Source organism: Azonexus sp. GW821-FHT04F04, assembly GCF_059420025.1.
This window is the reverse complement of sequence record NZ_JBWKSX010000004.1, coordinates 250,777-265,698: the sequence shown is the minus strand read 5'-3', so window position 1 is coordinate 265,698 and position 14,922 is coordinate 250,777. Positions and strand designations below refer to the sequence as shown.

Annotated in this window: 20 protein-coding genes; 12 read left to right on the top strand and 8 right to left on the bottom strand. The window is 57.9% G+C overall.

Going from position 1 to position 14,922, the window contains the following annotated elements; translation table 11 throughout:
* The 7 genes from infA to rplQ all read left to right on the top strand — a co-directional run bounded on the left by infA (position 1) and on the right by rplQ (position 3,316).
* Positions 1–219: a translation initiation factor IF-1 gene (infA, locus tag AC07TV_RS10610; protein ID WP_226497006.1), complete on the top strand. Its 219-nt coding sequence runs from the start codon at positions 1–3 to the stop codon at positions 217–219.
* Positions 220–295: 76 nt separating this feature from the next.
* Positions 296–409: a 50S ribosomal protein L36 gene (gene rpmJ, locus AC07TV_RS10605; protein WP_226403541.1), complete on the top strand. Its 114-nt coding sequence runs from the start codon at positions 296–298 to the stop codon at positions 407–409.
* Between the two features lie 48 nt (positions 410–457).
* Entirely contained in the window at positions 458–820 is a 363-nt protein-coding gene (gene rpsM / locus AC07TV_RS10600; protein ID WP_117607664.1) for a 30S ribosomal protein S13, read from the top strand.
* 12 nt (positions 821–832) lie between these two features.
* Positions 833–1,222, top strand: coding sequence for a 30S ribosomal protein S11 (gene rpsK / locus AC07TV_RS10595; RefSeq protein WP_066880003.1), 390 nt, complete (start codon positions 833–835; stop codon positions 1,220–1,222).
* Between the two features lie 12 nt (positions 1,223–1,234).
* Entirely contained in the window at positions 1,235–1,864 is a 630-nt protein-coding gene (gene rpsD / locus AC07TV_RS10590; protein WP_117607665.1) for a 30S ribosomal protein S4, read from the top strand.
* Between the two features lie 23 nt (positions 1,865–1,887).
* Positions 1,888–2,862, top strand: coding sequence for a DNA-directed RNA polymerase subunit alpha (locus AC07TV_RS10585; RefSeq protein ID WP_226403544.1), 975 nt, complete (start codon positions 1,888–1,890; stop codon positions 2,860–2,862).
* A 55-nt stretch (positions 2,863–2,917) separates the two neighbouring features.
* On the top strand, positions 2,918–3,316 hold the full coding sequence (rplQ, locus tag AC07TV_RS10580; protein ID WP_117607667.1) for a 50S ribosomal protein L17: 399 nt from the start codon (positions 2,918–2,920) through the stop codon (positions 3,314–3,316).
* 65 nt (positions 3,317–3,381) lie between these two features.
* Here rplQ and AC07TV_RS10575 read toward each other — a convergent pair whose 3' ends face one another.
* From AC07TV_RS10575 to AC07TV_RS10560, 4 genes are read right to left on the bottom strand one after another with little or no spacing between them, the layout of a single operon-like run.
* Positions 3,382–4,923 (bottom strand): PAS domain S-box protein, encoded by a 1,542-nt coding sequence (locus AC07TV_RS10575; RefSeq protein WP_494648346.1) that lies wholly within the window; start codon positions 4,921–4,923, stop codon positions 3,382–3,384.
* Positions 4,920–5,843 carry a response regulator gene (locus AC07TV_RS10570; RefSeq protein ID WP_494648345.1) on the bottom strand — a complete coding sequence of 308 codons (924 nt, stop codon included), beginning with the start codon at positions 5,841–5,843 and terminating at the stop codon, positions 4,920–4,922. The genes AC07TV_RS10575 and AC07TV_RS10570 overlap by 4 nt, the downstream gene beginning before the upstream one ends.
* Positions 5,836–7,734, bottom strand: a complete 1,899-nt coding sequence (locus tag AC07TV_RS10565) for a CHASE domain-containing sensor histidine kinase (RefSeq protein ID WP_494648466.1) — start codon at positions 7,732–7,734, stop codon at positions 5,836–5,838. Before AC07TV_RS10565 ends, AC07TV_RS10570 begins: the two co-directional genes overlap by 8 nt.
* A 5-nt stretch (positions 7,735–7,739) precedes the next feature.
* Entirely contained in the window at positions 7,740–9,557 is a 1,818-nt protein-coding gene (locus AC07TV_RS10560) for an ABCB family ABC transporter ATP-binding protein/permease (RefSeq protein WP_494648344.1), read from the bottom strand.
* Positions 9,558–9,661: 104 nt separating this feature from the next.
* On the opposite strand from AC07TV_RS10560, the gene AC07TV_RS10555 reads away from it, so the two are divergent.
* Genes AC07TV_RS10555 through AC07TV_RS10540 form a run of 4 tightly spaced genes read left to right on the top strand, consistent with a single transcriptional unit; the run spans position 9,662 to position 12,624 of the window.
* Entirely contained in the window at positions 9,662–10,075 is a 414-nt protein-coding gene (locus AC07TV_RS10555) for an acyl-CoA thioesterase (protein ID WP_494648343.1), read from the top strand.
* A 45-nt stretch (positions 10,076–10,120) separates the two neighbouring features.
* The gene (locus AC07TV_RS10550; protein WP_494648342.1) at positions 10,121–11,287 is read left to right on the top strand and encodes an OmpP1/FadL family transporter; all 1,167 of its coding nucleotides are present in this window, start codon (positions 10,121–10,123) and stop codon (positions 11,285–11,287) included.
* Between the two features lie 21 nt (positions 11,288–11,308).
* On the top strand, positions 11,309–11,821 hold the full coding sequence (locus tag AC07TV_RS10545; RefSeq protein ID WP_494648341.1) for a DUF2802 domain-containing protein: 513 nt from the start codon (positions 11,309–11,311) through the stop codon (positions 11,819–11,821).
* An 8-nt stretch (positions 11,822–11,829) separates the two neighbouring features.
* Positions 11,830–12,624 (top strand): SPOR domain-containing protein, encoded by a 795-nt coding sequence (locus AC07TV_RS10540; RefSeq protein WP_494648340.1) that lies wholly within the window; start codon positions 11,830–11,832, stop codon positions 12,622–12,624.
* A gap of 5 nt (positions 12,625–12,629) precedes the next feature.
* Here AC07TV_RS10540 and AC07TV_RS10535 read toward each other — a convergent pair whose 3' ends face one another.
* The 4 genes from AC07TV_RS10535 to AC07TV_RS10520 all read right to left on the bottom strand — a co-directional run bounded on the left by AC07TV_RS10535 (position 12,630) and on the right by AC07TV_RS10520 (position 14,484).
* Positions 12,630–12,989, bottom strand: a complete 360-nt coding sequence (locus AC07TV_RS10535) for a hypothetical protein (RefSeq protein ID WP_494648339.1) — start codon at positions 12,987–12,989, stop codon at positions 12,630–12,632.
* Between the two features lie 90 nt (positions 12,990–13,079).
* Entirely contained in the window at positions 13,080–13,613 is a 534-nt protein-coding gene (locus AC07TV_RS10530; protein WP_494648338.1) for a hypothetical protein, read from the bottom strand.
* Entirely contained in the window at positions 13,614–14,036 is a 423-nt protein-coding gene (locus tag AC07TV_RS10525; RefSeq protein ID WP_494648337.1) for a hypothetical protein, read from the bottom strand.
* Positions 14,037–14,157: 121 nt separating this feature from the next.
* Positions 14,158–14,484, bottom strand: coding sequence for a tetratricopeptide repeat protein (locus AC07TV_RS10520; RefSeq protein WP_494648336.1), 327 nt, complete (start codon positions 14,482–14,484; stop codon positions 14,158–14,160).
* A 53-nt stretch (positions 14,485–14,537) separates the two neighbouring features.
* On the opposite strand from AC07TV_RS10520, the gene AC07TV_RS10515 reads away from it, so the two are divergent.
* On the top strand, positions 14,538–14,921 hold the full coding sequence (locus tag AC07TV_RS10515) for a RidA family protein (RefSeq protein WP_226403558.1): 384 nt from the start codon (positions 14,538–14,540) through the stop codon (positions 14,919–14,921).
* Position 14,922 lies beyond the last annotated feature (1 nt).

Genomic DNA, 14,922 nt, shown 5'->3' with positions numbered 1-14,922 from the left:
ATGGCAAAAGAGGATTACATAGAAATGCAAGGGGAGGTTGTTGAAAATCTCCCAAATGCGACCTTCAAGGTCAAGTTGGAAAACGGCCATATTGTGCTTGGGTTCATTTCCGGAAAGATGCGAATGCATTACATACGCATTCTTCCCGGTGACAAAGTGACCGTACAGTTGACGCCATATGATTTAAGCAAGGCCCGGATCGTTTTCCGGGTCAAGTAAAAGAGTTCTCTACGCAATAAACCGCAGGGCAAGGAATCACGGCTGCTTCCAAGCTCTCGCAGACGAGGAGTTAAACATGAAAGTGCATCCTTCAGTTAAGCGCGTGTGTCGCAATTGCAAAGTCATCCGTCGCAAGGGTGTCGTTCGCGTCATTTGCAAGGACCCGCGTCACAAGCAGCGCCAAGGCTAATGGCTTTGGCGTCGGCATTTGTTAATTTTGAAATAGTGGAGTGATTCGATGGCCCGTATCGCAGGGGTAAACATTCCGAACCATCAGCATGCAGAGATCGCGTTGACCGCGATTTTCGGCATCGGCCGTACCCGCGCACAGAAGATTTGTGACGCGGCCGGTATCGTTCGTTCTACCAAAATGAAAGACCTGTCCGATGCGGACATGGATCGTCTGCGTGACGAAGTCGGCAAATTCACCGTAGAAGGTGATCTGCGTCGCGAAGTCACAATGAACATCAAGCGTCTGATGGACCTCGGTTGCTACCGTGGCCTTCGCCATCGCAAGGGCTTGCCTTGCCGCGGTCAGCGCACCCGTACCAATGCTCGCACTCGCAAGGGTCCGCGCAAGGCCATTGCTGGCAAGAAGTAATAGGGACAGAACATGGCAAAGACTGCTACCAAAGTTCGCAAAAAGGTTAAAAAGAACGTTGCTGAGGGCATCGCCCATATTCACGCATCGTTTAATAACACCATCATCACCATTACCGATCGTCAGGGCAATGCGTTGTCTTGGGCTACTTCCGGTGGTGCCGGCTTCCGCGGTTCGCGCAAGTCCACCCCGTTTGCTGCTCAGGTTGCTGCTGAAGCCGCTGGCAAGGCTGCTCAGGAATGTGGCGTTAAGAATCTGGAAGTTCGCATCAAGGGCCCTGGTCCTGGTCGTGAATCTTCGGTCCGCGCTCTGAACGCGTTGGGCATGAAGATCACCGCGATTTCCGACGTGACGCCGGTGCCGCATAACGGTTGCCGTCCGCCCAAAAAGCGCCGCATCTAAGGAGAAAGACAAGTGGCTCGTAATCTCGATCCGAAATGCCGTCAGTGCCGCCGCGAAGGCGAAAAGTTGTTCCTGAAGGGCGAAAAGTGTTTTACCGACAAGTGTGCCATTGAGCGTCGTTCGTATGCTCCTGGCCAACACGGCCAAAAATCAGGCGCTCGTTTGTCTGACTATGGTGTTCACCTCCGTGCCAAGCAGAAGATCCGTCGTGTCTACGGCGTCCTCGAAGGCCAGTTCCGCAAGACGTTTGCCGAAGCTGACCGTCGCAAGGGCCAGACCGGTGAAAACCTCCTGCAATTGCTCGAAGCCCGCCTCGACTCCGTCGCCTACCGTATGGGTTTTGGTGCTTCCCGCACCGAGTCCCGTCAGATCGTTCGTCACAATGGCGTTCTGGTCAACGGCAAGCGCTGCAATATTCCTTCCTTTATCGTCAAGCCGGGTGATGTTGTCCAGCTGACCGATCGTGCCCGCGCTTCCCTGCGTTGCAAGGCTGCGCTGGAAGCTGCAGAGTCCCGCGGTTTCCCCGAGTGGATTTCGGTGGATGTCAAGGAAGGCAAGGGCACATTCAAGGCCATGCCGCAGCGCTCTGAACTGCCGGCGACCCTGAATGAAGGTCTCGTCATCGAACTTTACTCGAAGTAAGCACTGAGCAGAGGATCTAGCCCATGCAAAGCAGTGGACTTCTTAAACCCCGTATCATCGACGTGCAGAGCGTTTCGCCCGTGCAGGCCAAGGTGGTCATGGAGCCGTTTGAGCGCGGTTATGGCCATACTCTTGGCAACGCGCTGCGTCGTATCCTGCTTTCCTCAATGGTTGGTTATGCACCGACCGAGGTTGGTATTGATGGTGTTCTTCATGAGTACTCGACCATTGATGGCGTGCAGGAAGATGTCGTCGACATTCTCCTCAACCTCAAGGGTATCGTGTTCAAGCTGCACAATCGCGATGTCGTTAACCTGAAGCTGGCCAAGGAAGGTGAAGGTCCCGTTCGTGCTGGCGATATCGAATTGCCGCACGACGTGGAAATCATCAATCCGGAACACGTAATCGCTCACCTCTCCACGGGCGGCAAGCTGTCCATGGAGATCAAGGTCGAGAAGGGCCGTGGTTACGTACCCGGCAATATGCGCAATCTCGGCGATGCCAAGTCAATTGGCAAGCTGGTTCTTGACGCATCGTTCAGCCCGATTCGTCGCGTTGCTTACGCTGTCGAAAGCGCTCGCGTTGAACAGCGTACCGACCTGGACAAGTTGATTGTCGATATTGAAACCAACGGCGTTGTCGAGCCGGAAGAAGCCATTCGCTACGCTGCTCGCGTATTGATGGAACAGCTTTCGGTCTTTGCTGATCTGGAGGGTACCGCACCTGTGGCCGAGGCTTCCAAGCCAGCTCAGGTTGATCCGGTTCTGCTCCGTCCGGTGGATGATCTCGAATTGACGGTTCGTTCTGCGAACTGCCTCAAGGCTGAGAATATCTACTACATCGGCGATCTGATCCAGCGTACCGAAAATGAACTTCTCAAGACTCCGAATCTGGGTCGCAAGTCGCTGAATGAGATCAAGGAAGTGTTGGCCGCTCGCGGTCTGACGCTCGGCATGAAACTGGAAAACTGGCCGCCCGCCGGTCTGGAAAAGGCGTAAGCCTTTTCCGCCCGGGTAGTCAAGGGACGCCTGCAGAATATAGAAAGGATTAACCATGCGTCACCGCAATGGACTTCGCAAACTAAACCGTACCAGCAGCCATCGCTTGGCGATGCTGCGCAACATGACCGTTTCCCTTCTCAAGCACGAGGCCATCAAGACCACCGTGCCGAAAGCAAAGGAACTGCGCCGTGTTGTTGAACCGATGATCACCCTCGGCAAGACCCCGACGCTGGCCAATAAGCGTCTGGCCTTCGACCGCCTGCGCGACCGCGATATCGTGGTCAAGCTGTTCGCCGAAATCGGCCCGCGTTATGCAACCCGTCCGGGCGGCTACCTTCGTATTCTGAAGTGTGGTTTCCGTGTTGGCGATAATGCTCCGATGGCATTTGTTGAACTGGTCGACCGTCCGGAGCCCACCGAGGCTGTGGAAATCGAAGAATCCGCTGCCTAAATGCAGCGGTAGTTAAAAAGGCCGGAATTTCCGGCCTTTTTTTTGTCCGTATTTTTTGCTGATGCTTACGGGCAGTCGATAAGCATTAGCGATATGTCGTCGCTAGCGACGCCGTTATTTTGGTGGCTCGCCAGCGCGGCCTCAATTTTGGCAAAGCGGTCAGTCGGCGAGGTATTGGCGGTAGCGGTTATCAGCCCCTCGACACCAAATTGAATGCCTTCTGGGTTGGTCGCCTCAAGCAAGCCGTCCGAGCAGAGTACTAACTGGCTCTCTCCAGCCCAATCGAAATGTTGGGGATTGCCGCCGAGTTCGTCATTGCCGACGATCCCCAATGGAAGATTAGCCGATGGGAAGGTGCGGGATATCCTTCCCCATCGGTCGAACAGGAAGGCTTCGGGGGTGCCGCCAACCCAGATGTCGCCCTGTTTTTTCGTTTCGTCGAGGCAAACCAGTGTAACGGCGACGAAGCGCCCAACAGGCATGGACTCCTTTAGTTGGTAGTTCAGTTCAAGAACAATCTCGCGTATTGGCCGATTGAGCTTTGTCATTCTGTAGAACAGCGCGAGCACGGGCAACACGCTGATGGCTGCAGTCAGGCCGTGCCCGGTGGCGTCGGCGAGCAAGGCGTAGAAAAGTCCATCTGGTGAGCGATTGGCGGCAACGATGTCGCCACTGAAGTTCTCGGCCGGGATGACTGTATAGCGTAGACGGCTGTCCTGGAGGCCCTTGCGATGGAGTTGCTTCTCCATCAGGCCCAAGGCGAGATGTTGTTCAGCTTGGGTCTGGTCGTAATAGTCCTGCAACTGGCGGGCATTTTCGCGGAGTTTTTGCTCCGTTTGCTTGCGCTCAGAAATATCGCGGATGACGCCGACCATCATTCGCTGATTGTCGAGCACCATTTCCGTGATGGTCATTGTCGCAGCAAACCGGTGACCATCCTTGTGTTGAGCTTCGAGTTCCCGCTCTAGGCCGATGGGCTTTGGCGAACTGTCCGTGGCGTGATCTCTGATTCGGACCTCATGCGCCGACCGTTCCTGCTCCGGCATTAGCATGGAAACGTTTTTGCCTACCATTTCATCGGAAGTCCAGCCAAAGATACGCTCGGTGGACTTGTTGACGGATACCATGGTGCCGTATTCGTCGCTGGTGATAATGGCATCGAGCACGTTGTCTGAAATGGTTTGTACGCGCCGAAGTGAGTCGATGGACTCCTGTTGCATGGCCAGCGAACGCTGCATCGAGCGAAGCTTGGCTTCGAGGACAACGAAATTGATCGGTTTGGTCAGGTAGTCGTCGGCGCCGGCATCAAGGCCTTCAACCAGATTTTCATCGCGATTCAACGCTGAGAGGAAGATGACCGGCGTCCAGCGGTCGCGCGGCATTGCCTTGATTCTGCGTGCCGCCTCGAACCCATCCATCACCGGCATCATGATGTCGAGCAACACCAGATCCGGGGACTCGGCTGCAAAGCGGCGGACGGCCTCTTCACCGTTCTCGGCCAGCAGTACGTCGTGCCCCAGTTTCTTCAGGAAAACCTGAAGAATGTGCAGATTGGTGCGGTTGTCATCGACGGCCAGTACCTTCATCTTGCTTGAAATCGAAGTCATGTTTGATGCTCACCATTGTTTCCATTGCCACAGCGAATGGTGGCGACGGCAATATTGCCGCTGCCCTCATAGGTGATGCTGCTGAAGCTCAGCATGCGGGCCATTGCTATACCGCGACCATTGGGATCAAAGGCGCGCTCAGGGTCCATTTCGAGATAGTTTTGCCATGGAAATCCACTGCCTTGGTCGCAGATGCGAAGGGTGATGGCTTCAGGCTGACGGTGATAGCTCAGGCGGACTTCCTTGGCTGCATTTTCCGGCAGGGCGGCGCGTCGGATGATCTCTTCGTGCCAGCGATCCTCTTGTTTCAAAATGCTTTTCTCGGCATAGGCCAAGCCGAGATTGCCGTGCTCCACCCCGTTGATCAGCAACTCGGAAATTCCCATCACAGCAGCTTCGGGATTCGGGCAGGCGTGCGCAATAAACGAGGCCAATCGGGCTGCTTCATCGACGGTCCGGATTGAAAATTCAGCGCGGTCGAGAAACTGCAGCGAGTTGATGTGCTGGTGCAACTGCCGGCTAAGCGAGTTACGTGCCTCGGCATCACTCAGCGCCGCGTGAACGATGGCGAGCAGACTGTCTCGACGGTAGGGCTTGGTCAGGTAGTAGTAAGCGCCGGCTTCGAGACCTTCGCGAATCTGCTCGGGGGAATTGGCGGCCGTCTGCATGATGACGGGGATGCCGGAGAGGCGCGGGTCGCCCTTCATCCTTTTGAGTAGGGCGATGCCGTCCAGCCCTGGCATCATCCGGTCCAGCAGGATAAGTTTGAAATCGCTTTCCGGATGTTGTAGCAGTTGCCACGCGGCTTCGCCGCTGTCTGCTGTTTGCAGGACGAAGGGATCCTCCCCTTCGAAATACTCGACCAGAATTTCCAGGTTGAGTTCTTCGTCGTCCACCAGCAAGACACGTTTCTTAGTCATGTTGTCCCGATTTTTCCATCCAGCAGTTCAATGGCAGGGTGACGACGAAACAGGCGCCTGGCCCTGGATTGTTGTGGGCTGCAATCGTACCACGGTGCTGGGCAACAATTGCCCGGCAAATAGCCAGCCCGAGTCCCGTTCCACCCGCCCCGTTCTTGGTGGCGCTACTTTGCACGAACTTTTCGAAAATGTGCTCCAGTTCATCGCTTGGTATGCCGATTCCCTGATCAATGAAGCTGATGGCCAGTGCCGTTTGCAAACCGCTGTCCTCGACGCGCCGGCCCGCCGGGAGTTTGGCTTCCGATATTTCGATGCGAATACATCCGCCTTCCGGTGAAAATTTGATGGCGTTGGAGAGCAGGTTGCAGATGACCTGGGTTATCCGGCCTTCGTCGGCGGTGAGGCGAGTGCTCGCCGCCAGGTTGCTGATATCGAGTTGCAACTTGCGATCGATCAGCAGCGATTCGAGCTGTGCCCCGACCTGCTTGACCAAGGCAAGCACGTCGAAAGTGATCGGGTGCAAGGCCATTTGCCCGGCATCCAGTTTCGAGAGATCGAGCAATTCATCGATCAGGGTGAGCAGGCGTTGCCCGCTTTGGTCGATACGCTGGAAGTACTGGGTGATTCTGGGGTCGTTGGCATTCGCGGCGCGTCGGTTGCCGAGTTCGACAAAGCCGAGGATGGCATGCATCGGCGTGCGTAGCTCATGCGACATGTTGGCCAGAAACTCCGATTTTGCCTGGCTGGCGGCGCGCGCCTGCTGCAAGGCGCTTTCGAGACTGGCTGTTCGCTCGTGGACGAGTTCCTGCAAATGGTCGCGGTGCTCGCTCAGCTCTCGTGTCAGGGAGAGTGCATAGCGTTCAGCGCGTTCTCGATGGGTGGCAAGGTGGTGAACGAGGAGCGCCAGCAGCAGGCTACCCAGAAGTCCGCCGTAGAGAACCAATGCCGGGGTGTCGAGTCCTTTGTTGGCATGGCTGTTCAAATAAAAGTGAAGAATCCAGTTGCGGCCGCCAAAATCGATTTCGTGATGCAGCAAAGGTGCATCGCCAATGCTGTGGCTGGGGTCCGAGTTGTAGATCAGGGTCGGGACCGAAGCCTCGGCGCTGTCTCCGGCCAGTGATTCGTCAAAGATTTGCAGCACGAAGCGGCTGCCGAGGGGAAGCTTGAAGGACGACATGAACTCGTCGAAGCGATAAGCCGTCAGGACGACGCCGGCGAAAGCGCGCTTGTTCGTGTCGAGGCGGCTGGTCAAGGTGCGGTCGTGGAAGATGGCCTGGACCATCTGGAAGCCCGGACGTTTTTTTCCTTTGTCGGGCTGAAGTTCGATGGGTGCCGTCATCGCGATTTTGCCGGTAAGGATGGCGCGGTTGATCGCTTCGCGGCGAGTTGGCTCGGACAACAGGTCAAAACCGATCACGGCTTGAAGGGCTGGCGACTCCGGTGCGATAAAGACAAGCGGCAAGACCAGCCGGGAGTCGGTTTTAGGGAAAATTCGCAGCCTGCTACGGTCAACCGGAATTTTGCTCGATTTTTGAAATGACTCTGCGGCGTCGCCATGCACAACCGGGGCATAGGCGAAGGCAAACATCCCGGTCAGGCTGCCCTCGGTTTCCATGGCCTTGGCAAAACGTCGCCACGTTGCCAGATCCTGCATCGGCGCCGCAGTGGCAAAGGCCTGCAGCGAGCGGAGGAACTGGCCGTGCAGATTCAGGCGGTCGCGAATCTCGGCCGTAATCGCCGCGCTTTCCTGATTGTTGGCCAGTTCCTCGGCGTGAGTCTCCAGGCGCAGCTGCCAGTGCCAAGTCGCGAGCGTCACCAAGGCCAGCAACAAGAAAGTCACCAGTGGCAACAACCAGTTGCCACGGTTTCGCCTCAATGTTGTGCCGCGCATTGCATTCACGGCGTGATCGGCTCCATGTCGCGATCTTCCTGCTGTTGCAGCGTCCACATCCGGGCGTAAGTGCCGTCGGCGGCCAGCAGAGCGGTATGGCTGCCGCGCTCGACGATCCGCCCCTCGTTCATGACCAGGATTTCGTCGGCATTCATGACCGTAGACAATCGGTGGGCAATAACCAGTGTCGTATGGCCAATGGCGACTTGTTCCAGTTGCGTTTGAATGGCCCGTTCGGTCGCCGAGTCGAGCGCCGAAGTGGCTTCGTCGAAGATCAGGATCGGCGGATTCTTGAGCAGGGCCCGGGCAATGGCGACACGTTGCTTTTCGCCGCCGGATAATTTGAGTCCGCGCTCGCCGACGCGTGTCTCGTACTTGAGCGGCAAGGATTCAATGAAGTCGTGCAACTGGGCGGCCCGCGCCGCGGCGAAAACCTCGTCGCGACTGGCTTCCGGGCGGCCGTAATTGATGTTGTAGAAAATGGTGTCGTTGAACAGCACCGTGTCCTGCGGGACGATGCCGATGGCGGCACGCAGGCTGGTTTGCTTCAAGGCGCGCAGATCGTGGCCGTTGATCTGGACGGCACCGCCCGTGACGTCGTAGAAACGGTAAAGCAGTCGAGACAGCGTCGACTTGCCGGCCCCGGAATGACCGACGACGGCCACCGTCTTGCCGGGAGGAATGGCAAAACTCAGGTTTTTCAGAATTTGCCGGTTCGACTCGTAGGCGAACTCGACGGCGTCGAAATTGACCTGCAGAGGGCCGGTTGGCAGGTCGCGGGCATCCGGCGCATCGGCGATTTCGCGGTTCTCGTTGAGCAGTTTGAACATCCGTTCGATATCTGTCAGCGCCTGGCGAATTTCGCGGTAAACGATGCCGAGGAAATTGAGCGGCATGTAGAGCTGGATCAGGAAGGCATTGACCAGCACGAGGTCGCCGATGGTCATCCGGCCATCGACAACGCCGCTCGCTGCGCGCCACATCATGGCCGTGACACCCAGCGCGATGATCGCCTGCTGGCCGAGATTGAGAAAAGCCAGCGTCGTCTGGCTGCGCGTTGCCGCCTCTTCCCATTTGATCAGTTGTTCGTCGTAACGGCGGGCTTCCCAAGCTTCGTTGTTGAAATACTTGACCGTCTCGTAGTTGAGCAGGCTATCGACCGCACGCGTGTTGGCCGCCGAGTCGTTTTCATTGACGGCGCGGCGGATGTCGATGCGCCAGTTGCTGACCTTGATGGTGAAAACAACGTAGGTGACCAGGGAAATCAGCGTGATGACGACATAACCGATGTCGTATTTGACGAGCAGGATGCCAAGAACCAGGCCGATTTCGACCAGTGTCGGCAGGATCGAATAAAGCGTGTAGGAAATCAGGCTGGAGATCGACCGGCTGCCCCGTTCGATATCGCGCGACACGCCGCCGGTCTGCCGTTCGAGATGAAAACGCAGCGACAGCGCGTGCAGATGGCGGAAGACTTCCAGCGACACCTGCCGGACGGCGCGTTGCGTGACCCGGGCGAAGAGGATTTCGCGCAGTTCCTGAAACAGCGAGGTGGAAAAGCGCAGCGTGCCGTAAAGAACGAGCAGCAGAATCGGCAAGGCAAGCAGTTGCTCGCCGCCCGACAGCCCGTCGATCATCTCCTTGAAAACCAGTGGCACCCCGACATTGGCCACCTTGGCGCTGATCAGGCAAGCCATCGCGGCAAGAACGCGCAGACGGTATTGCCAAAGGTAGGGGAAGAGCGTGCGCAAGGTCAGCCACACATGGGTTTCCGGCAGAGGTTGTCCGGCGGGGGGTTTGGGAAGAGCGGTGCTACGGCGCATGGCGGGGCCTGACGGAGATTGGCGAGTGAGGTGACTTCTGCGAGTATATGAAAACTGCTCGCTTTCCGGGAAAATCCCGACATACATAGCGTTTTGGACAACAAATGGCCCTCGACCAGATCACCCTTCCCGGCAAGCACTCCACCTTGCGCGTTGTTCCCATGCCGGCGGATCTCAACCAGAACGGCGACGTCTTCGGCGGCTGGGTCATGGCCCAGGTTGACGTGGCTGGCGCCATTCCCGCCATGCGCCGGGCGCGTGGCCGGGTGGCTACCGTTTCGGTCAATTCCTTCCTGTTCAAACAGCCTGTTTCAGTCGGCGACATCGTCAGTCTTTACGCCGACATCGTGCGTGTCGGCACGACATCGATCACGGTCAAGGTCGAGGTTTATGCCGAACGCAATTACGCCGCGCCGATCATCGTCAAGGTCACCGAAGCCGAACTGACTTACGTGGCCATTGATGGCGACGGAATGAAGCGCAAGGTTCCGCCCGAAAACTTGCCGAAAATGGATTAAAATCCGTCAGTTATCCAATTACCCCTCCTGTTAGGGAGCAAGCCAATGAATAAAATGACCTTGCGTATCGTTCCGGCTCTGTTGCTGGTTGCGTTTTCCGGCGCCGCTTCGGCCGCTGCTTTCCAGCTTCTCGAACAAAATGCAAGCGGTCTGGGTAACGCCTACGCCGGCTCGGCTGCAGTTGCCGACAATGCCAGCACGATTTTCTACAACCCGGCTGGCATGACGCAGTTGGGCAATGGGATCCAGCTTTCGGCCGGTGTGGCAGGTGTCGGCCCGAGCTACGAATACCGCGATCAGTTCGGCGTAAAGTCGGGGGGTGACGCTGGCGGCTGGGCTGCCGTACCGAATGCCTATCTCTCGGGGCAACTGACCAAAGACCTCTTCCTTGGTTTGGGGATTTCGGCGCCGTTCGGGTTGGCCACGGAATATGACAGCAACTGGGCCGGCAAGTCGCTGGCAATCAAGTCGGAAATTACGACAATCAACATCAATCCCTCCCTGGCCTATCGTGTCAGCGACAAGGTGTCGCTTGGCTTTGGCCTGAACTACCAGAGCATCGAAGGTGAGTTGACGCGGAATCCGGGGGCGCTGGTTACCCTCAAGGCCGACGATACATCTTGGGGCTGGAATGCCGGTGCATTGTTCACCCTGTCCCCCGCCATGCGAGTTGGTATTTCCTACCGCTCCGCAGTCAAGCACAAGCTTGAAGGTACGGTTAACGGAGCATTGCCGGTCTATGCCGACGTCAAGCTGCCTGATACTTTCATCCTGTCGGTCTGGCAGCAGGTATCGGATCGCTGGGAGGCAATGGGCGATCTCTCCTACACCCGCTGGAGTTCAATGAAGGCGCTGAATGTCATGAGCAGCGCCAGCGGAGGGCTGGTGAGCAGCGAAACCTTCAATTACGAAAACTCCTGGCGTTTTGCCTGGGGTGCCGGCTACAAGGCGACCGATAAAGCCAAGCTGAAGTTCGGCATCGCCTTCGACCGCACGCCGGTTCGTGACGAATATCGCTCGCCCCGTGTGCCGGACAACAATCGTCTGTGGTTGTCACTCGGCGGCCAGTGGAATGCGGGGCCCGTCGGAAAGTTCGATCTGGGCTACACCTACCTTTATGTTATCGATCCGACCATTTCCCAAGGGGCAGTGCAGGGCAAGTACGACGCCAGTGCCCATATCGTCGGCGTGCAATATTCGGTGGGTTTCTAAGCTGTCGCGGCCGAGGCCAAATTGCCGGCGCTTGAACTGGGTGGCATGACGCTGGGGCTGCGCGAAGGCGTGATCGGCTTGATCGCGCTGGTCGCAGCCTACATGCTGTTCGTCTTGCTGCGCATGCTTCTGCCACGCAATCGCCAGGCCGTTAAAGAAAAAACTGTTCCGTCGGTCGTGCCTGGCGACGAAGCGGATGAGAAGCAGCCTGAGGCCTCCGCCAATGTCGACGACAGCTGGGCGCTGGCCTCGGCGGGTTTGGCCGGAGACACCTTGCGCAACGGTCTTGAGCAGGAACTGGCCCAGATGCGCGACGAAGTCGACGCCATTCGCGGCGAACTGGCCGCCTTGCGCCAGGACATGCATCAAGAGCTGGCCCATCTGCGCGCTGGCCAGACGGTTTCCCCCATTTATGGTGACGCGATGCAGATGGCTGTTTCGGGTTACGATCCGGCGGCGATCGCCGAACGCTGCGGCATCGCCCGCGCCGAAGCCGAACTGGTCGTGGCGCTGGCCAAAAGTCAGGAACGTTGAGGGTGGCAATGGCAGAAGAACCGGAAGTTTCCGAAAGCGAGGCGGGGGCCGGCGAGATTCGCAGCAAACTCCTCGCGCGCCTGGCCGTGGCCGGCGTGCTGGTCGCTGTTCTGCTCGGCGTGCTGGCATTCTTTGATTATCTGGCTACGGCGCCGGACGAATCGGAAGAGCAGGTATTCACCCAGCCCGTGCCGGTTGCACCAAAAAAAGAAGCATCGCAGCCAGTGACCCCGGCCGAAAACCTGCCCGCGCCACCGGAGCCTGAAAAGTCAGGGCCGGCTGAACCGCCTCCTCCACCGCAGGTTGAGACACATACGCCGGCCGTGGTCGAGGCCAAGCCGGAGGCGGTTGTCGAAAATCGGCCAAAATCCCCGTCGACCGTGGAATCCACCAAAAAGCCGCAAGCGCCATCGCCGGTCGCTGTTCAGCCGCCAGCACCGGTGCCGGAGGCGACTACCGCTCCATCAAATATCCTGCCGCCACCACGCGCCGCAGTTCCAGTTGAGCCAACGCCGCCCAAGCCCGCTGCGCGGATCGTTGACGTACGCCCGGCGCCGGCGGTTACGCCGCCGGCCGTGTCTCGACTGTTCTCTGGGTTCCTGTTGCAGGCTGGCGTTTTCTCGAGCGTCCAGCGTGCCGAGGAACTGCATGCCCGGCTAACCCTGAGCGGCGTTCCTTCAACGCTGGAAACCCGCGTTCAGGTTGGGCCGTTCAAGACCCGGCAAGAGGCCGAGGCGGCACAGGCCAAGCTCAAGGAATTGGGCGTCGAGACCATCCTCGTTCCGCCCAAGGGTAAAAACTAACTCGCTCAGGGCATGCCCGGCATGCCCGGCAGGCGCGGCAAGCCGAGGCTGCGCCGGACATCGCGGTGCAACTGCAGCGGGGGCGGCAACGGCGCGGCCTGGCGACGAGGCTCTTCATAACGACGGTCATCGTAATAGCGGCCACCGCGATCATCGTAATACCTGCCGCCACGGTCGTTGTAATGCCGATACCCGGAGTTGTAGTAAATGGTCCCGCTTGGTTGGCCATAGCCCGGATAGGTTTCGACATAAGCCGGCGGTGGCCGGTGATAGCCCACCGGATAAGGTGCCACTGCGCAGGCACCCAGGCTGCCGATCAGTGCGGTAGCGAGGCCAAGGCGAAGAAGCTTTTGCGAGATGTTCATTGAGGAATGTGTCCGGGGGTCATGTGAGCAAATAACGCGGACACCCCCCGCCCGGCATACATGGATGCCGGGCTTGTTTGTAACAAATCGTTAGAGGTTCAACAGTGCGATTGCCCTGAGGCCTTGCGAGATATTGCTACGGGTTGCCGCTTCGACAGCCATTCGCAGCCTGGTTACGCCAGCAAAGGCGTCGCTCATGGTGGCGGTGCCACTTGATTTTACCGATTTGCGCATGACCACGGAGCGATCGGATAGTTTGGTCAGCGACCAGGCTGTTTCAAGCTCAACGGTGAATGTGCCGCCAAACACTGGTTTCGACAGGCTGGTGACACTGACGCTGAGCGCGTAGTCGCCATCGTTCCCCTGGACGATGGTATTGAACAGCTTGCTCTTGACGACGGCTTCTTCAATGGCGGCTTTTAGGTCCTCGTCAGCGATATTGCTGCTGTCCATGGCGCCGGTCTGAGCGCCGCCACCTGTCTGGACCTTCAGGCTATATGGAAAATGTTTGCTGACGGTCAGATCTTTCGGGGTCATAGCCGCGCGGTCCGCCGGCGAGGCGCATCCACCCAGGATCAGAGAGATTGCTGCAATGGCCAGCCAGTTCAGTACTACGGCTCTCATTTATTTTGCTCCCTTGTAAATGTTTTCTACGACCTCTTCGACCATTTCCTTGGGTGACAGGCGGGTTAGCGATGTATGGAATGAGTTGCCGGTAGCCAACGGGAAATCGGTTTTCGGGTCACGAATCGTAATGGTCAGTTCAAGCATGTACATGGTGATGTCCCACATCCATTTGTCGATGTAGGTGACCACGGCATCAACGTTGCCGGCCGGGGCATCGGTGCCGGTGGTGACAGTGACACCCTTGGTGCGGAGCTTGTCGGCTATCAGGTTATAAGTGTTGTCATCCTCGGCAACTCTCTTGACGTACATCGTCTTGAGCGCGGAGAGGTTGGTTGAAGGATCGACGCTTCCGGTAGCACGGTTGACCGCGCAGCCGGTGCTAAGCGTAGCGACAAGTCCAAGCAAGGCCACCAATTTCATGGCTTTTCTCATATACCACCCCCTGTTATCAATGAAAGAGGGCGATATTATGCCAAACGGAAATGCTGATTGTTGACCTAGCGCAGGTCCTGGGTGATTTTGGCCCTACGGGGATTGCGCGCTATTCAGCTAACGCCGTGCGAATCCGCCGGGCAAACACGGTCATTTCCTTTGCAGCCTGAATGTCACCCTTCGATTCGGCAACGAGGATGCCGCGTTCGTAGGCTGCCAGGGCTGCGGGATGGTCGCCGGCTTCGGCCAGGGCCTTGCCGAGTGCTTTCCATGCAGCTGAGTAGTTGGCGTCGCGGTCGACGGCATGCCGGAAGCAATCGGCCGCCTTGGCCGAGTCGCCGGCCTTCAGGTATTCGTTGCCGAGCGAGAAGCGGAGCAGGGCGCCGTCGCGCGGGCCGTCGAGCATTTTTTCCAGGGATTCGATACGTGGGTTCATGGGCTACCAAGGCTAAAATAGGGTTTTGCAATCCGGATACAGGAAGCTTATTCATGGCCAAGACCATCATCGCCACCCCGAACGCCCCGGCCGCCATCGGCACCTATTCGCAAGCCGTGCGCGTCGGCGACACCGTGTACATGTCCGGGCAGATCGGGCTCGATCCGGCTTCCATGCAAATGGTAGACGGGATCGACGCGCAAATCGTTCGCGTTTTCGACAATCTGAAGGCTGTGGCCGAAGCAGCCGGTGGTTCGCTGGCCGATGTGGTCAAGCTCAACGTCTTTTTGACCGATCTGGCCAACTTCGCCAAGGTCAATGAAACGATGGCCAAGTATTTCAGCGAGCCGTTCCCGGCCCGTGCTGCCGTCGGCGTCAAGGAACTGCCGCGCGGCGCGCTGGTCGAGGCCGATGCGGTGATGTGCCTGGGCAACTGAT